Source organism: Thermaerobacter nagasakiensis, assembly GCF_055396825.1.
Map to the genome: position 1 here is coordinate 258896 of NZ_AP043740.1, position 21618 is coordinate 280513.

Genomic DNA, 21618 nt, shown 5'->3' on the forward strand with positions numbered 1-21618 from the left:
ACGGGTTTGTCCTGGATTGCCGGTTGGTCCTGGCTGCCGGCGGGTCCTAGATCTCGCGCAGGCCCAGGCTGATCTCCAGCGCCAGGTTGACCCGGCGCATGGCGCCGGCATCCAGCCGCGCCACCCGCTCCAGCAGCCGCCGCTTGTCGATGGTGCGGATCTGCTCCAGGAGCACCACCGAGTCCTTCTCCAGCCCGTAGCTGCCCGCCGGCAGTTCCACGTGGGTGGGCAGCTTGGCCTTGTTGATCTGGGAGGTGATGGCTGCCACGATGGTGGTCGGGCTGTACCGGTTGCCCACATCATTCTGGACGATCAGCACGGGACGGATGCCGCCCTGTTCGGACCCCACCACGGGGCTCAGGTCGGCAAAGAAGATGTCGCCGCGGCGGACGTCCACGTCAACCGCCCTCCCCACCCCAATCCCAGCGCCGGGGTTCCAGTTCCCCGGGGAGCCATTCCTCTGCCAGCCGCTGGTTGAGGGGGCCCATCTCCTGATAGCCGCGGCGCAAGCCCTCCTCGGTGAAGTTGGACCCTGCCGTGCCCGCGCCGGTTCCTGCCGGCGGGGGCGAAGGCGTGGCCGCAGCGGCCACCGCCTGCCACTGGGCGTCTTCCGCCACCGCCCATCACCCCTTGCGGTCCTCGCTCCCCGTGCTTGGACGAACCGGCGCCCGCCGGCCCGCCGGCTCCCTTCCCGCCACCGGCTCCCTCAGAGAAGGTGGGACAGGGGCGCCTGCGCCACGGGACGGCCCCCGCGTAAGTAGATGCGGGGAACCCGCCGGCCGATGCCGGTCACCACCTCGTACCCGATGGTGTCCATCCAGCCGGCCATCTCGTCGGCGGTGATCTGCTCGCCGCCCTGGCGGCCGATCAGCACCACCTCGTCGCCCACGGCCACGGGGCCGGCATCGCTGACGTCGACCATCACCTGGTCCATGCAGACCCGGCCCACGATGGGCACCCGCCGGCCGCCCACCAGCACCTGCCCGCGGTTGGACAGCGCCCGGCGCAGGCCGTCGGCGTATCCCACAGGCAGGGTGGCGATCCGGGAGCGGCGGCGGGTGACGAAGGTGGCCCCGTAGCTGATGGGAGTGCCCGGCGGCACCTCCTTGACCAGGGCAACCCGGGTCTTCCACGCCAGGGCCGGCTGGAGGCCGAAGGCCGCCACCGCCCCGGGGAAGGGTTCCAGCCCGTACAGGGCGATGCCCGGCCGCACCAGGTCGTACCGGGCCCCGGGCAGCCGCAGCAGGGCGGCGCTGTTGGCAGCGTGCCGCAAGCCCGGCCGCAGGCCGCGTTCGTCCAGGGCCTGGAGCACCCGGTCGAAGCGACCGAGCTGGTCTTCGGTCAAGGGAGCCTCGGGGTCGTCGGCCGTGGCCAGGTGGGTGAAGACGCCGGCCACCTCCAGGCCGCCCAGGCCGGCGATGCGGGCGACGACCTCCGCCAGCCGGGGCTGGTCCCAGCGCAGGCCCAGGCGCCCCATGCCCGTGTCGATCTTGATGTGGACCCGCACCTTGCGGCCGTCCCGCCGGGCGGCCTCGGCCAGGGCACGGGCCTCCTCCTCGCTGCTGACCGCCAGCTCCAGCTCATAACGCAGGGCCAGGGCGTATTGCCAGGGCGGGATCCAGCCCATGACCAGGATGGGGCAAGCGATGGCGGACTGCCGCAGGTGGACGCCTTCTTCCACTACGGCCACGGCCAGGCGCCGGGCGCCGTGGGCCAGGGCGGTGCGGGCGACCATCACCGCACCGTGGCCGTAACCATCGGCTTTGACCACCGCCATGAGCTGCGCGGGGGCGGCCAGCCGCTGGAGGGTCTGCACGTTGTGGGCGATGGCGTCCAGGTCGACTTCCACCCAGGTGGGGCGCACCGGCCGCCCCCGGCCCGGCCCTTCCAAGGCCACTCCTCCTCCGCTGGCGGTGACGTGGTCGAAACGGCGCCGCCGGTGGCCCTCCCCGGCCACGGCCGCACCTCAATGGGTTCGCCGGTCCGGCCCGGGACCCTGTCGCCGGCGGCGGCAAGTCCCGCCGGCGGCCGTCTCGCCGTCACAGCTTCCCCAGCGGTCCGCAAGGCAGGCCGGCCACCGGGCCATCCCAAGAGGCGGCCGGCCAAGCGGCCGGACTCCCCGGCCGTCTCAGCCGGCCAGCGGCGGCCGCAACCACGCCACTCCCGGCACGCCCAGGGCTTCGGCGCTGCGGGGCAGCCCGCGCCGGACCCGTTGCAAGGCGGCGGGGAGCCGGGCGATGACCTCCGTGGCCTGGACGGGGACGCCGGCCGCAGGCGCTGCCAGTTCCCCCGCCAGGGCGTGGAGGAACACGGCCGCCAAGGCGGCGGCCAGAGGTTCCAGCCCCTGGGCCAGCATGGCACCCACGATGCCGGCCAGGGCGTCGCCCATGCCGGCGCTGGCCATGCCCGGGTGGCCGCGGGTGCAGGCGTACAGATCGCCCGCCGGCCCGGCAACCAGGGTGCCGGCCCCTTTGACGACGGCCACCGCTCCCGACCGGCGGGCCAGCTCAAGGGCCGCCAGGGGCCGCCGGGCTTGCACCTGGGCCGTGGTCCAGCCCAGCAGCCGCGCCGCTTCGCCGGGATGGGGCGTCAGGACCAGCGGGAAGGATCCCGGCCGCTCCCGCAGGCGGTCGATGCCCAGGCGGGCCGCCAGGTTGAGCCCGTCGGCGTCCAGAACGGTGGGCGGGAACGCCGGGACACCGGCAGGCGAACCAGCCCCGGGCCCAGGATCTTCGGGCCCGCGGGTAGCGGGCGGACCGTCGAGTCCAAGCCATCCGGCCAGGCAGGCCGCCGCCCCCGGGCTTTGGCCCAGCCCCGGGCCGATGACCCGAACCACCCGGCCGCGGCGCTCCCCTTCCCGCTGCGCCAGCGCGGTGGCGGCCGCCGCATCCCACTCGCCGCCGGTTGTGGCGGGAAGGGCCCAGGTCATGATCTCCGGGCGGTGGACCGCGGCCTCGGCCCGCACCGGGGCGGGCACGGCCAGGGTCACGGTGCCCGCCCCGGCCTGCAGGGCGGCCGTGCCCGCCAGGACCGCGGCCCCGACCTGGCCCGGGCGGCCGCCGGCCACGACGACGTGCCCCGCCCAGCCCTTGTGGGCATCCCAGGGCCGGTGGGGCAGGAGGGCCGCCACGGAGGCCGCCTCGAGGACGCGGGCGGAGGGAAATCCTTCGCTGCCGCCGCCGGGCGCGCCGGCTTCCGTCTCACTGCCCGTCCCACCCGCGCCTGTGCCGGTCTCCTGCGGCCAGCCGATGTCGGCTACGAAGACCTGCCCGGCCCGTTCCGGGCCCTGGCCGAGCAAGAGGCCCCACTTGGCCGCCGCGAAGGTGACGGTCCAGGTGGCGCGCGGCACCACCGGCGCCGCCTCCCCGGTGTCGGCGTCAAGGCCCGAGGGCAAGTCCAGGGCGAAGACCGGCACCCCCGCAGCTCCCACCACCTGAAGGGCCCGGGCGGCCAGGGGACGCAGGGCACCCCGCACACCCACGCCCAGCAGGGCATCGACCACCACCCGGGCGCGGGCGACGGCGGCTTCCAGGTGGTAGAAGAACGCGTCCGCCGCCGGCACCACCCCGCCCTCCGCCCCAGGGTTCTGGCGGGCTTCCTGCCGGGCGCCCGGGGCCGGTTCGCCCGCCAGCGCGATCGCCGGCACGCCCGAACGGGCCAGCAACGACCATTGAACCGCCGCCTCGCCCCGCAACCGGGCAGGCTCCGCCAGCAGGAAGACCTTCACCGCGGCAGGCCCCGCCCAGCGGGCCACCCAGCGGGCCAGCACCATCCCGTCGCCGCCGTTGTTCCCGCCGCCGGCCAGCACCACCACGGGCTCCCGCGGCGAGAAGGGGCCTGCCACCTTCCAGAGCAGGGTGGCCGCCGTGCGCCCCGCCGTCTCCATGAGCACCGGGCCGCCCAGCCCGGCTTCGGCGGCCAGGCGGTCGCCGCGCCGGACCGCTGCAGCGGAGAGGATCCACACCCCTGCAGGGCGGGGTTCCGCTTCCAGGACGGTACGGCCGCCCGGTGCGACGCCGGTGGCGGAAACCCCTGTCGCAGCCGCCGGCGGCTGTCCAGGAAGCGAGGCGGCCCCTCCCGGCATCCCGGATGCCCGGCCGGGTGGGGCCGGCATCCCGGCTGCGGGACCTACAGATTCGGGCCCTGCGGTTCCGGCCGGTTCTTCCGCCCTCACGGCCGTCCCTCCCCGGGGCCGGCCCCTTCCAGGATCACCTGGGCCACCGCCCACTGGCCGTCGTGGGAGAGGCTGAGGTGGATGCGTCGGACGCCGGCCGCCCGGGCCAGGGCGGACGCCCGGCCCGCGACCTCCAGCCACGGGCGGCCCCCCTCGTCCTGGCGGACCCGGATGTCCCGCCAGCGCAACCCCCGCAGGCCCGTGCCCAAGGCCTTGGCGAAGGCCTCCTTGGCCGCCCAGCGGGCCGCCAGGCGCCGGGCCCTGTGGGGCCCGGTGCCGGCGGCGGCCAGCTCGTCCGGAGAGAAGACCCGCTCCGCCCAGCGCCACCCCCGGCGGCGCAGGATGGCTTCGATGCGCTCCACCTGCACGATGTCGATCCCGGTCCCGACGATCACGCCCTTCGCTCCCCTCTCTCCTCTTTCTAGCGCAGCGGGCGGCCCGGTAAAAGGTACCGGGAACGGGAGACCGGGCGGTCCGGGATGAAACGGCCCTGCCAGGGAGCGCGCTGCCCCTCCGGCGAGCGGGTGGGGCTGCAGTGCGGGTTCCCGGCCGTGGACGCCTCGAGCGGTCCCGCCCGGCCGGTGCACCCGCCATAGGCGGAGCGCCCTTCCCGTCAACTGCGGGAAGGGCGCTCGGCAGCATGGTGACGGTTGGCCCGGCTCACCCGCCGGGCTGGTTTTTGCGGTGACGTCGCCAGGCCTACTCTGCCGGACCTCCCCTGGCTGCCGGCCTGAGCATCCTGCTCCTGCGGCGGCTTCCGATGGCCTGGCCGCAAGCTCCCGCCTAAGGCATGGCGGGATCGTCGTCGTACCCCTTGGCCGGGTCCAACGGCTTTTCGATCTGGAGCTCGGTCTTGATGTTGAGGCTACGGTGCTGGTCGCTCTTGAGATACTCGGCGATGATCTTGGCCTCCTGGTCGTTGATGGGAGCCCCGTTGCCCCGCATCTTCTCCACGATGGCGTCCCACTGGTCACCCCGGGCGTTGTTGCGGATGATGCGGCCCACGTCGTGGCAGATCGTGCACTTCTGGAAGAATAACGCCTCGGCCTCCGAGCGGGGCTCCGGCATCACCAGCCTGGCGGCCTTGGCGATGACCTCCTTGGCCTGGTCCTTGTTCTCCTGCCACCGGGCGATGACGTCCGGCGGGACGTTGGACTTCAGCGCCAGGCCGTTCGGGTTGAGGCCCACCGTCACGGTGTTGACGCGCTCCATCTTCTCCACATCGATGATGGAGATCGAGTTGGCGCCCCAGTTGGTGACGTAGGCGGTCTTCCCGTCCGGCGAGAAGTAGATCCAGTGCGGGTTCTGGACGACCGGGATCTCCTTGATGACCTCGAAGGTCTCGAAGTCCAGCACGCTGATGTGCTGGGCGCCGTTGTGGTTCACCCACACGTTGCCGTCGGGACCGTAGTAGGCGATGTTGGCCCCGCCCCCCGTCTTCACGGTCTTGATCAGCTGGCCCTTGTCCGCATCGATGAAGGAGAAGGAGCCGTCGGAACGGTTGCCGGTGGAGATGACGTGGGTCTTGCCCAGGAACTCCACGTTCACCGGCTTGGGCACGTTCCCGACCCGGTGGACGATCTGGTCCGTCGCCGTGTCGATGATGATCACTTCATCATCCAGGGTATTGGCGACGGCCACGTACTTGCCGTCGGCCGACATCCCCAGGCCGCTGCCGGAACCGCTGCCGTAGTCCGTATCCGTCCGGGTGATGTGCTCGACCTTCCAGTTCGCCAGGTCGATCACCGCCACCCGCGTGTCGGCCTGCAGGCTCACGTACGCTTTCTTGCTGTCGGGGGTGACCACCACGTCACGGGGCTTCTTCCCGACCTCCACTACACGCAGCAACTTGGGGTCCGTGGCATCCAGCACCGCCACGGCGCCGGAGCCGTTCAGCGTGACCAGCGCGTACCGGCCGTCCGGCGTCATGCCCATGTGCAGCGGTCCCGCCGGCTTGCCGTCGGCCGACTTGGGCAGGTCGATGCGGCGCACCTTGTTGCCGTTCTCCGTGTCGATGGCCGCCACCCAGTCGCCGTAGCGGATGGTCACCAGCACCCAGCGCTGGTCCTTGGTAATGTAGGGGTGGTGCGGTACCCCGCCCTCGGTGCGGATGAACTGCACCGGCTCGCCCGTGGCCAGGTCGACCACGGTGACACCCTGACTCACCTCGTCGGCAACGTAGAGCCAGCCGTTACCGTCCCACTTCGGATCAAGTTCCGGCCCGGCAGCGTTCTGGGACTCGTACCAGCGCACCTCGTAGTCGGGATCGAAGGTTGCCGCCGGGGTCATCACCCCGCCGCACGCGGCGAGCAACAGCGATGCGGCCACCAGCCCGGCCAGGCCAAGGCGGGTGGCCCCATGCGAGCCGGGACGTACGCGAGCACGGCATGGCTCCACGGACGCGTGACGGTGCCCTCCCATGATCGACGGACCCCCTTCAAGGCACGACACTGCCGCGGGGAACCAGCGCCTTGCACGCACAGGCCTGAGATGTTCAGGGCATCGCTGGCCCGCAGGCCGCCGGTCACCGCGGCATCGAAGCTCCGTATCACTTGCACTTCCGTATCACTTGCACTGCCATATCACTTGCACCGTATTCGGTGCTGGCGACCGAAATCCTCTTGCGATGAGGCCTGCCCGGCCGGCACAATCTGTTACCCGGAGACGGCCTGGCGCCACATTTGGACCACGGACCCCCAGACCACGACGGCGACCATCCAGCGCAGCGCACCGGCGCGGACCCGTTTCGACAGATACCCCCCCGCCTGGGCCCCGGGGACCGAACCCAGCACCAGCGCCAGCGCCAGCGGCCAGTCGACCTGCCCCGTCGCCACCTTGCCCACCATGCCGAAGGCCGCGGTGAAGAGGACGATGGCCAGGGTCGAGCCCAGGGTGACCCGGGTGGGAATCTTGAGCACGTACATCATCAAGGGCACATAGATGAAGGCGCCCGGCGCCCCGACGAGCCCGCCCACCAACCCCACCGCCAGGGCGATGGCCACCGCCAGCGGCCGATTGAAGCGGACGTGGTCCGCCGTCGCGTCCGGATCTTCTTCCCGGCGGGGCAGGAACATCAGCACGCCCGCGGCCGTGGCAACGCCGGCGAAGAGAAGGAGCAACGCGCGGGGGTTCACCAGATCGGACAGCAGGCCGCCCGCCAGGGCGGCGAGGGCGCTGGCTCCTCCCATGGTCAGGACCAGATCCTTGTGGACGAACCGGTTGCGCCAGTGGACCACCATGCCGGACAGCGCTGCGAAGAACACCTGCACGATGGTGATGGCGGCCACCTGCTTCATGTCCAGAGCCGGGAAGCCGAACAGCGGCGGGACGAACAGGAGCAGCGGAGCCATGAGGATCGCACCGCCGAGCCCCAGCAATCCCGAGAAGAACCCGCCGGCCAGGCCGATCAGGAAAAGGAGGGCGCTCATCCGGACCTTCCTCCCCTTGTCCCATGTCCTCAGATTTCCTGAAGCGCCCCGTTACCGCACATGGCCGCGGGGTGCACCGGGCGCCCGGGTCCGGTCCCGGGCGCCCGTTCCCACCGTTCAAAAGGTGACGTTGACGTCCGCCTCAGCGGCGAAGGCCAGGAAGGTGGCCGCTCCGCCGGGCTCGACCCCGTCCACCAGCTGGTCGAGACCGATGTCCATGACGTCCATGGTCATCTGGCAGCCGATCAGCTTGACTCCCGATTCCCGGGCGATCTCCAGCAGCTCAGGCACCGAAGGCACGTTGTTCTTCTTGAAGCCCTCCAGCGCCGGCTGCAGGTGCTCGGGCACCGGCAACTGCCGGTTCGCTTCCTTATGGATGATCTTCAGGCCATCGAAGGTGAAGAAGACCTGGACCTCCGCCCCCATGGCGGCGGCTGCCGTGGCGATGTTCAGCACCTTGTACGCGTCGTCGATGTTCCCGTGGCTGGCGATGATGGCCACGCGACGGACGGACACCGTGGACCCCTCCCTCCTGAATTCGCCGTTCCGGAAGCCCGTTTTGACCCGTGGCACCCGAACGCCGGCGTGACGTCAGCGGGATGCCGGTGCCGGGGCGTCCCCGGCACCGCCCTGCTCGACCGGGCCCGACCAGGCGGACATGCCCGGCACGACGTTGACCACCTTCTCGAAGCCGGCCTGTTGCAGGATGCGGCAGGCATAGGCGCTGCGGCGGCCGCTGCGGCAGACCACGGCGATCTCCGCCGTGCGGTCGAGCCTGGCGGCAAACTCGGACAGCGTCTCGATGGGTACGGAGAGGGCACCGGGGATATGGCCGGCCTCGTACTCCTCCGGTTCCCGCACGTCGAGAACGGTCAGGGCGTCCCCGGCCTCGAGGCGCCGGGCCAGTTCCTGGCTGCTGATCTCGCGCTCGAAGAGCTGTCCCTTCTCCTTGGTTTCCGGGACCAGCTTCTTGACATACAGCCGGAGGAAACCTTCGTCCTCCACCACGCCCAGGAACTTGTGCTCCGTCTGCTCACACCAGCCCCGGAAATCGGCGGGTGCGCCCTTGTCGGTCGCCAGCACCTCGAGGATCTCCCCGACCTGCAGGGCATCGATCGCCTTGCGCGCCCGCACGATCGGCAACGGGCAGGAAAGGCCGCGGGCATCCACGGTGGCGCTCGGCTTGAACGTAGCGTTCACGGACGACTCCCTCCCTCAGGCTGCTTCTTCCGCCAGCGCGCAGACATTGCGCCCCAGTTCGAGCTCGGACGCCTGCTCCTCGCTCGGCCGCAGCAAACCGGTGTTCACCCGCTTGATGTCCACGTACTGCTGCGGGAACTCCGGCAAGCGGCCCATGATGAAGTCGACGAAAGCCCGCTCGCCTGCTGCCAGGGCCTGCAGGCCCTCGTTCGACTGCTTGAGGTCGCCCAGCGTACCGGCGACGCGGCCGCGGGCGTCCGCTTCCTGCGGCCGGCTGAAGTGCCCGGGAAGAACCAGCGTCGCGTCCGGCAGTTCCATCAGGCGCAGAAGGGACCGGTAGTAAAGGGGCGTCCAGGTCTCGGCCCGGCCACCCAGGTCCGGCCGGGCGATGGACTCCACGAAGATGGTGTCACCGCTGAATAGGTAGCGACCGTCCAGCAGGTAGACCACCTGGCCCAGGGTGTGGCCGGGCACGTGGATTGCACGCAAGGTGGCACGGCCCACACGGAACTCCTGCCCGTCGTACACCGGCTGGTAGCGGAAGGTAGCGGGCAACACGTCCATGGGGTGAATGGCGTCGTAGGGGTGCAGGTGATAGGGCACGCCCAGTTGTTCTGCCAACTCCGCGCCGCTGCTGATGTGGTCGGCGTGGGCGTGGGTGTCCAGGACCCGCGTGATGGTCAGGCCGTGCCGGCGCGCGAACTCCAGGTAGCGCTCGGCGTGGCGCAGGGGGTCGATGATCACCGCCTCCCCCTCCGAGGCCACCAGATAGCTCAGGCAGCCGCGGGCCGGGCGGTTGATCTGATAAACGGCAAGGCCCTCTTCCTCCACCACGGGGACGAATTCGTAATGGTCGCCCCAGGCGATCATGCCGCCGCGCAAGCTGACGGCGTCATAGCCCAGCTCGCGGAGCCCCTGGGCCACATACCCGGAGGTGCCGCCGTGGGCGCACACGACCACGATCCGCCCTTCCCGGGGCAGGTGGTCCACCCAGTGCCGGCGCGCGTAGGCCTTGGCGGATGCGACGAGGTCGTCTTCCTCGGCCTCGGCCAGGATCTCGTAGTACGGCACGTGGATCACCTGCAGGGGCTGGCGGCCTTCGATCCGCCAGCGGCGAAACTCCTCGTCGTTGCGGAGATCGATCAGGAACGGGGTTTCGCCCCGGTCCAGCATCCGCTTGAGCTCAGCGGCATCGATTTCCGAGGGAGCACGCGTCATCGGCTCCACCTCTGTCCCTCCCCTCAGCGACCCCGCCCGGGGCCGTATTCCACCGGGCCCTTCCACCGCTGCATGCCGCCCACCAGGTTGCGGACGTTGCGGAAACCCATCCCCTGCAGCCATTGCTGGGCCAGGCCGGAGCGGTTCCCGCTCCGGCAGACGAGGACGATCTCCTGGTCGGACGGCAACTCCCGGTACCGCACGGGTACCTGCCCCAGCGGGAGCAACCGCGCGCCCGGGATGTGCCCGCCGGCGTACTCGTCGGGCTCGCGCACGTCGATGATCAGCGGGGCGTTGCCCGCCTCCAGCCGCCGGCGCAGCTCCTCGGGCGTGACGGTGTCCGGCCACGGAGCGCGCATCGCCATGGTGTTCCCCCCTTTGGTCCCGGCCGGACCAGCGGTCCGGGGCGCCTGCGGGCCACCTGCCGGGCTCGGCCGGATGACGCCTATTCTTATTTGAGATTAAGCAACTACTGAAACTAGCAACCAGTTTACGAGGTGCCTGCCCCGCGCGCAACCCCCATGCGGATTCGTGCCGGCCGTTCCGGCCGGACCGGGCGCCGGGTTGGGCCGGGGGCACGCGGTGCGCCCACCGTGATCCGGATGACGCGCCGGGGCGCAGGAGAAGATCGACTTGACAGCGGGCGCACGGGGGATCATATTGGGAGTAGTTTAGAAGTTACTTAGCAAGGAGCCGGGGAAGCGGTAGCCCATGACTGCGGAGCGGACGGACACGGAAAAGCAGTTGCTGGAGCTGCAGGCGCGACTCTGTCATGTGCTGGCCAGCCCCAAGCGCCTGGAGATCCTCTATACCCTGGCCGGCGGTGAGATGACGGCCGGTGAGCTGGCGCGGGTCGTCGACACCACCACCGCCAACCTCTCCCAGCACCTGGCCCTCATGCGCCAGTACGGGCTTGTGGAGTCGCGGAAGGAAGGGCTCAACGTGTATTACCGGCTCGCCTCGCGCGAGATCCTGGAAGCGTGCCAGGCCGTGCGCCACGTGCTCCTCGAGCACTTGCGGCGCAGTGCGATGCTGGCCGCTCAGGGCGGCGCCGGTCCGCAACCCGGGCAGCCGTGACGAGGCGAGCCCGTACGCCATGCTTTGCGGGGCTGCCCCCAAGCGCGCCGGCGCCCCGTACCGGGCAGGTCACGCCGCACAACCCCCACCGGGCCTGCCGGCCCGTTGACACATCAGCCCAACGGGTCAGGGCCCAGCGCAGGTAGGAACCGCAGGGAGGGATCGGCGATGGCGGAGCTGGACTATACGGTGGCCACGGACAAGCCGGTGGACGAGGCCATCCAAGCGCTGCAGTCCGCGCTGGCGGAACGGAAGTTCAGCGCCCTCTGGCACCTGCACGTCAACGAGAAGCTCCAAGAGAAGGGCTTCCACCTCGAACCCGAGTTCCACATCTTCGAGGTCTGCAATCCCGCCAAGGCCAAGCAGGCCCTGGAGACCGATCAGAAGGTCGGTTACCTGCTGCCTTGCAAGATCGTGGTGTACGCCGACCGCAACGACGGCAACCGCACGAAGATCGGCCTGCTGCGCCCGCAGACGCTGATCGGCCTGCTGGGCGACGAGCGGTTTCGTGACCTGGCGACCGAGGTGGAACAGGAGCTGCGCGCGGCGGTGGATGCGGCGGCCCGCTGAGGCCGCCGCATCCTGTTCCGGGGCGGCCAGGCCGCGCCGGTGGGGACCGGTGCGGGGCGAGCGGCCCGGCGTACCCGCCGCCGCCCCGCGCCCACAGGAGATGGTGGACCATGTCCCGGAGAAAGCGCCTGGTGGTGGTCGGGGGCGTCGCGGCCGGCATGAGCGCCGCCTCCCGGGCGCGTCGCCTCGATCCTGACCTGGAGATCGAGGTGTTCGAGCGCAGCGGCTTCGTCTCGTACGGGTCTTGCGGCCTGCCCTACTTCGTCGGCGGCCTGGTTCGCGAACCCGGTGAGCTGGTGGTCTACACGCCGGAGTTCTTCCGCCAGAAACGCGACATCGCCGTTCACGTCCAGCACGAGGTCACGGCCATTCATCCGGACGAACACTACCTGGAGGTACGCGACCTGGTGACCGGGCGCCAGCGACAGGTGGAGTTCGACACCTTGATCTTGGCCACGGGCGCCCGGCCCGTCGAGCCGCCCATCCCCGGCCTCGACCTGAAGGGTGTCCATTTCGTCCGGCAGGTCGAGGACGGCATCGCCGTCCGCGAGCACGCCCGGACCCTGGTGGCCCAGGGGCGGCGCAAGGCGGTGGTCGTCGGCGGCGGCTACATCGGGCTTGAAATGGCCGAGGCCCTGGTCACCGTCGGGATGGAGGTGGCCATCGTCGAGCGCCTCCCCCAGGTCATGCCGAACCTGGACCCGGAGATGGCCGAGCTGGTCCACGCTGAATTGCGCCGCCACGGTGTGGCGCTGTATCTGGGCGAGGGGGCGCGGGCCGTGCTGGGCGACGGTGGCCGCGTGCGGGCGCTGGACACCGACGCCCGCACCCTGCCGGCCGATCTGGTCCTGGTGGCCGTGGGCGTGCGGCCCAATTCCGAGCTGGCCGAGGCGGCGGGCATCGAGCTGGGTGCCGGGCGGGCGATCAAGGTGGACGAGTTCATGCGGACGTCGCACCCGGCGGTCTATGCCGCCGGCGACTGCGCCGACACCCTCCACCGCGTCAGCGGCCGGCGCGCCTACATTCCCCTCGGCACCACCGCCAACAAGCAGGGGCGTGTGGCCGGCGAGAACGCCGCCGGCGGCCACGCCCGCTTCCCCGGGGTGCTGGGTACGGCCATCGTCAAGGTCTTCGACCTGGGTGTCGCCCGGACGGGCCTGACCACCCGCGAGGCCGCACTGGCGGGCCTGGAGGCCGCAGCCACGACGATCCGTCACGGCTCCCGCGCCCACTACTACCCCGGTGCCGGCAAGCTGCACGTACGGCTGGTCCACGGGCCTGACGGCCGCCTGCTGGGCGCCCAGATGGCGGGACCGGTCGACGCCGTCTTGCGCATCGACGCGCTGGTGGCAGCCCTCCATGCAGGCATGACGGTGGACCAGCTCTACGAACTGGACCTGGCCTACGCACCCCCCTTCGCGCCCGTGTGGGATCCGGTGCTGGTGGCCGCTCGCCAGGCCATGAACGCCATCCGGGGCGGCGGACTAGATGCGTCTCCGGCGGCGCATGCAGCCGGTCGCCCCGGCAGGCGGGAACACTGTTCCCGAGAGCGCTGGTTTCACTGGTTTTGGAGGTTTTGAAGGTTTCCGGTCGGGCGGTGCCCGTTCGGCGCCAACCGGCAGCCGGCGCGCCGCCCGGCCGGGGCTCCCGGGATCCGCAAAGAGAGGGATCCCCGAGAGGAGGTGACGGAAGGGATGAAGATCTCCGAGCAGGACCGGCGGGAGATCCAGCGGCGCTTTGAGGCGATGGAATCACCGGTGGTCCTCAAGCTGTTCGTCCGCGCGGACAAAGACGAGTGCCCCTACTGCGAGGACACCCGCCAGCTGCTGGAAGCGGTGGCGGAGCTCGACGACCGCATCACCCTCGAGGTCCACGATGTCGAACGGGAACCCGAGCTGGCCGAGCGCCACGGCGTCGACATGGTCCCGGCCATCCTGTTCGCCCGGGCGGACGGCAGCGACACCGGGATGCGGTTCTACGGCATTCCGGCCGGTTACGAGTTCGGGACGCTGATCGACGACATCGTCGACGTCTCCCGCGGTGTCGCGGGGCTGTCCCCGGAAACCGAGGCATACCTGCGGTCGCTGGACACCGACGTCCACCTGCAGGTATTCGTCACGCCGACGTGACCGTACTGTCCCCGGGCGGTCCGCCTGGCTCACAAGATGGCCCTCGCCAGCGACCGGGTGCGGGCTGACGCCATCGAGGCCATGGAGTTCCCCAATCTGGCCAACCGGTTCGCGGTCTTCGGTGTTCCCAAGACCGTGGTGAACGGGTCGGCTGCCGTTGAAGGCGCGGCACCGGAACCGCACCTGCTGGCGTTGATCAAGGAGGCCCTTTCCTGACAGGGTTCCCTCGCCCACGACAACCCGCCGGTCTCCAGGGGAGGCCGGCGGGTTGTCGTGGTGCCCTGCCGGCAGCGCGCACGCGCGGCCGGCTGGGGCCACGGGCGGCCGGCAGGGGCTCGGATACCCCGGTCAGGCCGGTTCCACCAGGATGGCGTACTGCTCATGCTCCGGATGGTGCTTGCGGCCCAGGATCGTGAAGCCCTCACCGGCCAACCATCCGGCCAGGTCCGCTTCAGCAATGCGCTCCTCCCGGGGCGGGCCCACCTCGCCGGCGCCCTCCGGATCGAACTCCGCCACCACCATGCGGGCGCCCGGCAACAGCCAGCGATGAAGGCGACCGAGGACCGCCCGGGGATCCGGAATATGGTGGAGCACATGGGCCAGGACCACCTTGCGGGCATGCTGGGGCGGGATGACCCCGGCCAGGTCGTCCTGGGCGATGTCCGCCTGGACGGCGTGCACGTTGTCCAGGCCCTCCCCCTCCACCTGCCGGCGCAGAAAGCGCAGGGCCTCGGGCCAGTGGTCCACCGCGTACACGCGGCCATGGGGCCGCACCCGGTGGGCGGCCAGCAGGCTGGTGAGCCCCGGACCTGCACCCAGGTCCACCAGGTGATCCCCGGGCCGGAGATCCAGCCACTCCAGCCATTCCTCCACCAGGGCTTGACGCCGTTGCTGGTGCTCGAAGATCTCCGCCCAGGAGACCTGGGCCTCCCACGGTCCGTGGTGCCCGGCGCCGTGGCCCCTGCGCCCGTGGCGCCCAGCCTCCGGCGCGGGGTGGCTGGCCGCGCCGTCATGGTTCGGCGCAAACGGCGGGCATGCCATGCCCCCACCTCCCCCTTCCTTCGGACCCCGAACGGCGGCCCGGCCTCCGCGGTCAGCAGGACGACGGCCGGGACTGGTCGTTCCCGGTGCTACTGTACCGGTAGTTTGCCACCGGGAGGAACCCCGCGCCCCCGCGTCGCAATCCTAAGACCGGAAAGGAGCGTTGACGGTGACCGACCCCCGCGTGCGGAAGCTGGCCCAGGTGCTGGTGCGCTACTCCCTGGGCCTGGAGGCCGGCGACCACTTCCTCATCCAGACCTCCGACCTGGCCACGCCCCTGGTCCAGGCCATCTACCGGGAAGCCCTCCGGGTGGGTGCCTTTCCCCAGGTCCTGGCCCAGCTGGAGGGGCTGGGTGAGATCTACCTGAAGGAAGCGTCGGAAGAGCAGTTGCGGGTGCTGACCCCCCTGGAGCGGATCGCCTTTGAGGAATACCGGCACGCCCTGGTGATCCACGCGCCCCACAACGTCAAGGCCCTCAGCGGCGTCGACCCTCGCCGCCTGGCCATCATGCAGGAGGCGCGGCGGCCTCTGGCCGACAAGCTGATGTCCCGCATCGGCCAGGGCGGCAAGTACTGCGTCACCCTCTTCCCCACCCAGGCCCTGGCCCAGGAAGCCGGCATGTCGCTGAGCGACTATGAGGAGTTCGTCTTCGCGGCCTGCCGCCTGGACGACGACGACCCGGTGGCCTCCTGGCAGGCCGTGAGCCGGCGCCAGCAGAGGCTGGTGGCGTTCCTGAACGGCGTGCGGGAGATCCGGGTGGTGGGTGACGGCACCGACCTGACGCTTTCGGTGGCCGGCCGGACCTGGATCAACGCCGACGGCCACATCAACTTCCCCGACGGCGAGGTGTTCACCGGCCCGGTGGAAGAGAGCGTCCGCGGCACCATCCGCTTCAGCTTCCCGGGGATCTTCCAGGGGAAGGAGATCGAGGACATCCGCCTCCGCTTCGAGGACGGCCGGGTGGTGGAAGCCCGGGCAGCCCGCGGGCAGGACCTGCTGGAGGCGCTGCTGGGCGCCGACGAGGGCGCCCGCTACGTGGGCGAGTTCGCCATCGGCACCAACGACCAGATCACCCGCTTCAGCCGCAACCTGCTCTTTGACGAGAAGATCGGCGGCACCGTCCACCTGGCCCTGGGGGCCAGCTACCCCATTACCGGGGGGAAGAACCGGTCCGCCATCCACTGGGACATGATCTGCGACTTGCGCCAGGGCGGCGAGATCTACGCCGACGGCGAGCTGATCTACCGCGAGGGGCGGTTCCTCATCGAGGGGTAGGTGGGGCGGTCACGACGCCGCCCACCACCACCGCCCCTCCCGCACCTCGACCCGGGCGGCACCCTCCCGCTCCAGGGTGGCCAGCACGCCCAGCAGGGCGGTGCGGTTCAGCACGTAGGCCGCGGGGTTGTCCATGGCCACCCCCAGGTGCAGGGCCAGCTCGGCCAGGAGGTCCTCCGTTCCCGCGGGCCCCTGCCCCAGGCGGGCAGCAGCCCAGTCCAGCAGGCGGCGGACGGCCGCCGCGTTGGCCTCCAGCACCTGCTGCAGTTCCGGGCCCGCCGGCACCGCCGGGCCGTGGCCGGGGACGAACCAGCGGGCATCCACCTGGCGCACCCGGTCCAGGGATGCCAGCATCCGCCCGGCGTCCACCAGGTAGGGAATGGGGTGCTTGGCCAGGGGCTCGAGGCCCATGAAGCTGTCCGCGGCGAAGAACACGCCGTCGACGCAGAACCCCACCTGGGCCAGGCTGTGGCCGGCCAGGTCCACCACCTCCAGCGCCACGCCGCCCAGCTCCAGGACCTGCCCGGGTACCAGCTCCTGATGCACCGGCGACGGCTCCGCCAGGAGGAACCGGTTCTGCAGGGCCGCCACGGGCGCCGCCCCGCCGAACAGGTAGACCGGCTCGTAGAGGGGGTGGCGGATCACCTCCGCCTCCCCGGCGGGGGCCCAGACCCGGGCACCGGTGCGGCGCAGGATCTGGGCGTTGCCGCCGAAATGGTCGGCGTGGGCATGGGTGTTGAGCACCACCCGCACGGGCTCCCCCGTGGCCTCCGCAGCCCGCAGGATCTTGTTGGCCGCGGACCGGTCAAGGCCTGTGTCGATCAGCACCAGGCCGTCCCCAGTCCGCACCAGCCCGCTGTTCACCGCGCCGTGCAACAGGGTGACCCTCGCTGTCAGCGGGACCGGTTCCATGGCGCCGCCACTCCCTTCGTCGCACCCCGCTCCCCCTGGCGGGGCTTCTCAAGGGTGCCCTGGCTTCCCAAAGGGCGCCCCGGATCGGCACGGGAAGGGCCGGGGCGACCCGCGCCTCCGGCCCTTCTTCCATCGCCTGCCGTTCCTCACCTGCTGGCGGGGCCCGGCTTCCCCGCCAGCGTCCCGTCGAGGGCGATGACCCCGCCCGCCCTCACCCGCCCGTGGCCATGGCCCCGCATGCCGTCAATAGGTGACCGCCGGGTCGCGCCCGGGGCCGACCGCGCCCGCACCGGCGTGGCCGGCCGGTTCGTCCCGGGAAGAACCGGCGGCCCCGTCGCCGCCCCGGCGGGACGGCGACCCGTCCCCACCGGCCCGCCCCGTCACCAGGGCCACGGCCGCGCTGGTGCCCAGCAGCTCGGCCCCCGCGTCGATCAGCGCCCAGGCCTGGGCCGCCGTCTTGATGCCCCCCGAAGCCTTGACCCGCACGCCGGCGGGCACCCGTTGGCGCAGGAAGCGGATGTCGTCCGGCGTGGCCACGCCCACGGCACCGCCGCTGGCGTTCTTGACCCAGTCGAAACCGGCCGCCACGGCCAGCCGGACCATCTGCTCCCGCTCGGCAGCGTTCAGCAGGGGAAGCTCCAGCATGGCCTTGGTCTCGGCCGGCCGGGACGCCCGGACCACCGCCTCCAGGTCGGCGCGGAAGTCGTCCAGCCGGCCGCTGCGGAACAGGCCCAGGGGCACCATCACGTCGATCTCGTCGACGCCCAGTTCGGCCAGCTCCCGGGCCTGGGCCACCCGGGCGGAGGTGGTCATGCAGCCCAGGGGAAAGTCGACGAAGGACGCCACCCGCACCGGCGAGCCGGCCAGGACCCGGCGGGCCACCGGGACCCACAGCGGCGGCACCATGGCCGCGTGGAAGCCGTATTCCAGGCACGCCCGGCAGTGGGCCACCACCTGTTCCTCCGTCACGTCGCTGGCGATCAGGGTCGACTGGATGAACCGGGCGAGACGCGCCCCGCTGCGCCCCGCCCCGCCGGCCACCGCCCCGCTGGGATAACCTTCTGCCGTCACAGGACGACCCGCCTCCTTCTTTGCCTGCTGCCCCGTCCCGCGGCACCCCGCTGCCCCGCCCGGCCGTCCTCCTGCCCTGGCCGGCCGCCATGCCCCCTGACCGGCCGGTCTTGGCCCCCGTCCAGCGGACCAGGCCGGTCTCGGCCCCCGTCCAGCGGGCCAGGCGGGCGGGCCGCGCGAGCCGTCCGGTGGGCAACTGGCCGCCACGCCCTGCGACCACCGGCGCCCTTCCTGCGGTCCCGCCACCGCCCGCCGTACCGCTGTCCCGCCGGCCGGACGCCTCGCTGTCCATGCCGCCGGCTTCGTGCCCGCCTGCGGCCGCGGCAAGCTTACCGCCGCGCCAGGATGTCCATCAGCAGGGCCTTGAACCGCTCCCGGTCCGCGCCCAGGCACACCTGGGCGTTGGGCTTCTCCACCCGCTTCTCCACGCCCGCGTACTGCGCCGGGGTGATCACCGAGGCGCCGCGGGTCAGTTCGCCCCGGGTCTCGATGTCCACCTGGCAGGGCTGCCAGCCGCGGGCGATGGCCGGATCGGCGATCATGGCCGCCACGATGGAGTCGGGGTGGGTCACGCCCCGGATGCCCACCGTCTCATTGAACTGCCGCACCACGCGGTTCACCTGCAGGTAGAACCGGGCCAGCTCCGTATCCAGCCGGCGGATGTCCTCCAGGTCGCCGTCATCCAGCACCGTGTCCCGGACGCAGAGACCCCAGTCGACCAGCCGGATGTCGAACCCCGCCCGGAACACGATCCGTGCGGCCTCGGGGTCGACGTAGAAGTTGTACTCCGCTGCGGGGGTGATGTTCCCGGGCGCGAAGTAGGTCCCCCCCATGATGTAGAGGGTCTTCACCTTGCGGGCGATGGAGGGGTCCCGGGTCACCGCCACGGCGATGTTGGTCAGGGGCGCCTGGGCCAGGATGGTAAGCTCACCCGGTGCCGCGTGGATCCGCTCGATCAGGGCGTCGACGGCATGCTGGGGCTCGGGGCGCTGCCGCGCCCGGGGGAAGAAGGAGTCGCCCATTCCGTCGCGGCCGTGGACGTAGTCCGCCGCCACCCACTCGTTGACCAGGGGAACGGCACAGCCGGGGTAGACCGGGACCTGGCCGCTGCGCCCGGCCATCTCGATGGTGTAGAGGGCGTTCTCGATCTGCTGCTCGAAGCCCACGTTCCCTACCGAGATGGTGACGGCCTCCAGCTGGATGTTGGGATGGAGCAGAGCGATGAGCAGGGAGTTGACGTCATCCCCCGCCGTATCGGTGTCGACGATCAAGCGAACCGGCAATCCCCATTCCTCCTCTGCGCGACCTGGGCACAGCCCGTGCCGGCAGATCAAGCCGGCCGGAACCTTGCCGCCTCGCCGGCCACCGCCTGCCGCCCGGGACGGGTTCGACCGGCGCCGCCTGCGGCCCGTCCCCGCCGGCAGCCCCGGCTCCGCCGGGCCCTCCGCTAGCCGCGGGCGGCAAGGAACGCCTCCAGTTGTTCCCGCCGCGGCAGGGCCGGGATGACCCCCAGGGCAGTACAGGTCAGGGCTCCGGCCGCCGCTGCCCGCCGCACCGCCTCCATCAGGGGCCGTCCTTCGGCCAGGGAAACCGCCAGGGTGGCGCTGAAGGAATCGCCCGCCCCGGTGGTGTCCACCACCGGGACCGGGAAGGCCGCCACCTCCGTCACCCCGCGGGGTTCGACCACCAGCACGCCGCGGGCGCCGCGGGTCAGGACCACCGTCCGCACGCCGGCATCCAGCAGGCGCCGGCAGAGGTTCAGGGAATCGGACGGGTCGTCGGGGGCCAGGCCCAGCAGGATGCGCAGCTCCGTCTCGTTGGGCGTGACGATGTCCGCCAGGGCCAGGTCCTCCAGGGGCAACGGCCGGGCCGGGGCCGGGTTGAGGATGGCCGTCACCCCCGCCTCCCGGGCCAGGCGCAACGCTTGGACCGCCGTCCGGGCCGGGATCTCCAGCTGCGTCAGCACCACGTGGCTCCGGGCCAGGCGCTCCCGAGCCCGTTCCACGTGGGAAGGCTCCAGGCACTCGTTGGCGCCGGGGTCCAGGACGATCAGGTTCTCCCCCGCCGCATTGAGCACGATGAAGCCGACGCCGGTGTTCCGGCCCTGCACCACGCCCAGGTACCGGGTGCCCACTCCCTCCCGGCGGTAGAGTTCCCAGGCGATGGCAGCCAGGTCGTCGTCGCCCACCAGCCCTACGAACTCCACGTCCGCACCCAGCCGGGCGGCCTGAACGGCCTGGTTGCTGCCCTTGCCGCCGGGCCCGCGGTCGAAGTCCCGCCCCACCACCGTCTCACCGGCCACCGGGAAGCGGTCGGCCCGCAAGGTCAGGCCGACGGCGAAACTGCCCACCACCGTCACCACGGGCCGCCGGCCCCCACTCTGCCCTGCCATGGCGAATCCCCCTGGGCACGCCGACATGCCGCCGATCGGCGCGAAGGAAACGGATCAACGGGCGACTTAGAAGCAAAGCTTGGCCCCGCTGGGATCCGGCCATGCCCCCGCGGGCGCCGGCCTCCCCGGTTCCAGGCCGGCACCCGCCGGCTGCAGGCCACGCGGCAGCCCCGCCGGTTCCCGGCCCCGGCCCTCGCCGCGTCCCTCCCGGGGACGCCGGATCACGGCGGAGAGGCGGAACCGGTCGCCGCGCAGCCAGACGTCGGAAAACTCGACGGGGCGGCCGTCGTCCAGGTAGACCACCTGCTGGATGTAGAACACCGGTGCCCCGGCGGGCAGTTCCAGGTATTCGGCCACCTCGCCCTCGGCCCCCAGGGCCTCGAAGGTGCGCTGGCCCCAGGCCAGGGTCAGGCCGTAATCCTGCTCCAAGGTGCGAAACAGCCCCTGCCGGGCGAAGTCGACCCGCTCGAGCCCCGGCGCCAGGTGGACCGGGACGTAGTTCTCCATGTAGGCCACCGGACAGGATTCGACCAGCCGGATGCGGGCCAGGTGGACCACCTGCTGCCCGGGTTCCAGCCGGAGCAGGGACGCCACCCGCCCGGCAGGCTCCTCCACCCGCTGCTGCAGCACACGAGTGCTGTAGCGGATGCCGCGTTCTTCAAGCAACTCGGAAAAGGCGGAAAGGCGCTGGGCCAGCGGCTGCTCGATGCCACCGGCGGTCACGAAGGTGCCTTTGCCGTGGATCTGGTGCAGCACGCCCTCCCGGACCAGTTCGGCAATGGCCTTGCGCAGGGTGCCGCGGCTCACGCCGACGGCACCGGCCAGGTCTTCCTCGGCAGGCAGCTTGTAGCGCTGCGGCCAGCGGCCCGTCCGGATCTGGTCCAGCATCCACTCCTTGATCTGCAGGTAGAGCGGAACGGGACTGGTCCGGTCGAGCTGCGGTCCGTCCACCGCCATCCCCCCGGTTCCCCTCGACTCCTGGCCACCGGCACCCGGGTGCGACGACCCAAGGCGGCCATGCCGCTAGGGCTGGGTGCCCTCGTTCGACGGGAGAGTCTTTGCTGCCCCCCCAAAGGCCCACGGGCACCGGGACCGCGCCGCGCCGGCGGGCCGCCGGTGCCCTTGGGCGT

The 21618-nt window shown here is 71.6% G+C and carries 22 protein-coding genes; 5 read left to right on the forward strand and 17 right to left on the reverse strand.

From position 1 onward, the window contains the following. Window positions 1–46: 46 nt before the first annotated feature. From ACZ5T9_RS01075 to ACZ5T9_RS01125, 11 genes are all read right to left on the reverse strand, one after another. Window positions 47–397, reverse strand: coding sequence for a type II toxin-antitoxin system PemK/MazF family toxin (locus ACZ5T9_RS01075; RefSeq protein ID WP_006904589.1), 351 nt, complete (start codon window positions 395–397; stop codon window positions 47–49). 1 nt (window position 398) lies between these two features. Next, complete coding sequence (locus ACZ5T9_RS01080) at window positions 399–617, reverse strand: hypothetical protein (protein ID WP_006904590.1); 219 nt, start codon at window positions 615–617, stop codon at window positions 399–401. A gap of 89 nt (window positions 618–706) precedes the next feature. Further along, the gene (gene alr, locus ACZ5T9_RS01085; RefSeq protein WP_464834464.1) at window positions 707–1897 is read right to left on the reverse strand and encodes an alanine racemase; all 1191 of its coding nucleotides are present in this window, start codon (window positions 1895–1897) and stop codon (window positions 707–709) included. Between the two features lie 231 nt (window positions 1898–2128). Next, complete coding sequence (locus ACZ5T9_RS01090; protein ID WP_464833489.1) at window positions 2129–3964, reverse strand: NAD(P)H-hydrate dehydratase; 1836 nt, start codon at window positions 3962–3964, stop codon at window positions 2129–2131. 206 nt (window positions 3965–4170) lie between these two features. Continuing rightward, complete coding sequence (locus ACZ5T9_RS01095; protein WP_464833490.1) at window positions 4171–4569, reverse strand: holo-ACP synthase; 399 nt, start codon at window positions 4567–4569, stop codon at window positions 4171–4173. Window positions 4570–4957: 388 nt separating this feature from the next. Further along, window positions 4958–6463, reverse strand: a complete 1506-nt coding sequence (locus tag ACZ5T9_RS01100) for a YVTN family beta-propeller repeat protein (protein ID WP_464833491.1) — start codon at window positions 6461–6463, stop codon at window positions 4958–4960. Window positions 6464–6828: 365 nt separating this feature from the next. After that, a complete protein-coding gene (locus ACZ5T9_RS01105; protein ID WP_464833492.1) occupies window positions 6829–7602 on the reverse strand; it encodes a sulfite exporter TauE/SafE family protein in 774 nt (257 codons plus the stop codon). A 117-nt stretch (window positions 7603–7719) separates the two neighbouring features. Then, entirely contained in the window at window positions 7720–8118 is a 399-nt protein-coding gene (locus ACZ5T9_RS01110) for a DsrE/DsrF/DrsH-like family protein (protein ID WP_464833494.1), read from the reverse strand. A 75-nt stretch (window positions 8119–8193) separates the two neighbouring features. Continuing rightward, on the reverse strand, window positions 8194–8802 hold the full coding sequence (locus ACZ5T9_RS01115; RefSeq protein WP_464833495.1) for a sulfurtransferase TusA family protein: 609 nt from the start codon (window positions 8800–8802) through the stop codon (window positions 8194–8196). A gap of 15 nt (window positions 8803–8817) precedes the next feature. Then, window positions 8818–10020 (reverse strand): MBL fold metallo-hydrolase, encoded by a 1203-nt coding sequence (locus ACZ5T9_RS01120; RefSeq protein WP_464834465.1) that lies wholly within the window; start codon window positions 10018–10020, stop codon window positions 8818–8820. Window positions 10021–10043: 23 nt separating this feature from the next. Further along, window positions 10044–10385 (reverse strand): rhodanese-like domain-containing protein, encoded by a 342-nt coding sequence (locus ACZ5T9_RS01125; protein WP_006904599.1) that lies wholly within the window; start codon window positions 10383–10385, stop codon window positions 10044–10046. Between the two features lie 346 nt (window positions 10386–10731). Between ACZ5T9_RS01125 and ACZ5T9_RS01130 the strand changes: the two genes are divergently transcribed. From ACZ5T9_RS01130 to pdo, 4 genes are all read left to right on the forward strand, one after another. After that, a complete protein-coding gene (locus ACZ5T9_RS01130) occupies window positions 10732–11097 on the forward strand; it encodes an ArsR/SmtB family transcription factor (protein ID WP_006904600.1) in 366 nt (121 codons plus the stop codon). Window positions 11098–11265: 168 nt separating this feature from the next. Further along, window positions 11266–11667: a DUF302 domain-containing protein gene (locus ACZ5T9_RS01135; RefSeq protein WP_006904601.1), complete on the forward strand. Its 402-nt coding sequence runs from the start codon at window positions 11266–11268 to the stop codon at window positions 11665–11667. Window positions 11668–11777: 110 nt separating this feature from the next. Then, a complete protein-coding gene (locus tag ACZ5T9_RS01140; RefSeq protein ID WP_464833498.1) occupies window positions 11778–13247 on the forward strand; it encodes an FAD-dependent oxidoreductase in 1470 nt (489 codons plus the stop codon). Window positions 13248–13361: 114 nt separating this feature from the next. After that, the gene (gene pdo / locus ACZ5T9_RS01145) at window positions 13362–14012 is read left to right on the forward strand and encodes a protein disulfide oxidoreductase (protein ID WP_464833499.1); all 651 of its coding nucleotides are present in this window, start codon (window positions 13362–13364) and stop codon (window positions 14010–14012) included. A gap of 132 nt (window positions 14013–14144) precedes the next feature. Here pdo and ACZ5T9_RS01150 read toward each other — a convergent pair whose 3' ends face one another. After that, on the reverse strand, window positions 14145–14837 hold the full coding sequence (locus ACZ5T9_RS01150) for a class I SAM-dependent methyltransferase (protein WP_464833500.1): 693 nt from the start codon (window positions 14835–14837) through the stop codon (window positions 14145–14147). Window positions 14838–15006: 169 nt separating this feature from the next. Between ACZ5T9_RS01150 and ACZ5T9_RS01155 the strand changes: the two genes are divergently transcribed. Further along, on the forward strand, window positions 15007–16113 hold the full coding sequence (locus tag ACZ5T9_RS01155) for an aminopeptidase (RefSeq protein ID WP_464833502.1): 1107 nt from the start codon (window positions 15007–15009) through the stop codon (window positions 16111–16113). Between the two features lie 9 nt (window positions 16114–16122). Here ACZ5T9_RS01155 and ACZ5T9_RS01160 read toward each other — a convergent pair whose 3' ends face one another. From ACZ5T9_RS01160 to ACZ5T9_RS01180, 5 genes are all read right to left on the reverse strand, one after another. Continuing rightward, on the reverse strand, window positions 16123–17025 hold the full coding sequence (locus ACZ5T9_RS01160; RefSeq protein ID WP_464833503.1) for an MBL fold metallo-hydrolase: 903 nt from the start codon (window positions 17023–17025) through the stop codon (window positions 16123–16125). 243 nt (window positions 17026–17268) lie between these two features. Continuing rightward, on the reverse strand, window positions 17269–18096 hold the full coding sequence (gene deoC, locus ACZ5T9_RS01165; protein WP_006904607.1) for a deoxyribose-phosphate aldolase: 828 nt from the start codon (window positions 18094–18096) through the stop codon (window positions 17269–17271). A gap of 329 nt (window positions 18097–18425) precedes the next feature. Continuing rightward, window positions 18426–19379, reverse strand: coding sequence for a nucleoside hydrolase (locus ACZ5T9_RS01170; protein ID WP_464833504.1), 954 nt, complete (start codon window positions 19377–19379; stop codon window positions 18426–18428). Window positions 19380–19543: 164 nt separating this feature from the next. After that, window positions 19544–20488: a ribokinase gene (locus ACZ5T9_RS01175; RefSeq protein WP_464833505.1), complete on the reverse strand. Its 945-nt coding sequence runs from the start codon at window positions 20486–20488 to the stop codon at window positions 19544–19546. Between the two features lie 66 nt (window positions 20489–20554). Further along, window positions 20555–21439, reverse strand: coding sequence for a GntR family transcriptional regulator (locus ACZ5T9_RS01180; protein WP_006904610.1), 885 nt, complete (start codon window positions 21437–21439; stop codon window positions 20555–20557). Between the last annotated feature and the right edge of the window lie 179 nt (window positions 21440–21618).

What these genes read in the sequence shown, in the direction of transcription:
- ACZ5T9_RS01120 (WP_464834465.1), bottom strand. Translation starts at nt 10,020, where the DNA reads ATGACGCGTGCTCCCTCGGAAATCGATGCCGCTGAGCTCAAGCGGATG.
- ACZ5T9_RS01100 (WP_464833491.1), bottom strand. Translation starts at nt 6,463, where the DNA reads ATGACCCCGGCGGCAACCTTCGATCCCGACTACGAGGTGCGCTGGTAC.
- ACZ5T9_RS01175 (WP_464833505.1), bottom strand. Translation starts at nt 20,488, where the DNA reads ATGGCAGGGCAGAGTGGGGGCCGGCGGCCCGTGGTGACGGTGGTGGGC.
- ACZ5T9_RS01130 (WP_006904600.1), top strand. Translation starts at nt 10,732, where the DNA reads ATGACTGCGGAGCGGACGGACACGGAAAAGCAGTTGCTGGAGCTGCAG.
- ACZ5T9_RS01150 (WP_464833500.1), bottom strand. Translation starts at nt 14,837, where the DNA reads ATGGCATGCCCGCCGTTTGCGCCGAACCATGACGGCGCGGCCAGCCAC.
- ACZ5T9_RS01135 (WP_006904601.1), top strand. Translation starts at nt 11,266, where the DNA reads ATGGCGGAGCTGGACTATACGGTGGCCACGGACAAGCCGGTGGACGAG.
- ACZ5T9_RS01140 (WP_464833498.1), top strand. Translation starts at nt 11,778, where the DNA reads ATGTCCCGGAGAAAGCGCCTGGTGGTGGTCGGGGGCGTCGCGGCCGGC.
- ACZ5T9_RS01125 (WP_006904599.1), bottom strand. Translation starts at nt 10,385, where the DNA reads ATGGCGATGCGCGCTCCGTGGCCGGACACCGTCACGCCCGAGGAGCTG.
- ACZ5T9_RS01160 (WP_464833503.1), bottom strand. Translation starts at nt 17,025, where the DNA reads ATGGAACCGGTCCCGCTGACAGCGAGGGTCACCCTGTTGCACGGCGCG.
- ACZ5T9_RS01105 (WP_464833492.1), bottom strand. Translation starts at nt 7,602, where the DNA reads ATGAGCGCCCTCCTTTTCCTGATCGGCCTGGCCGGCGGGTTCTTCTCG.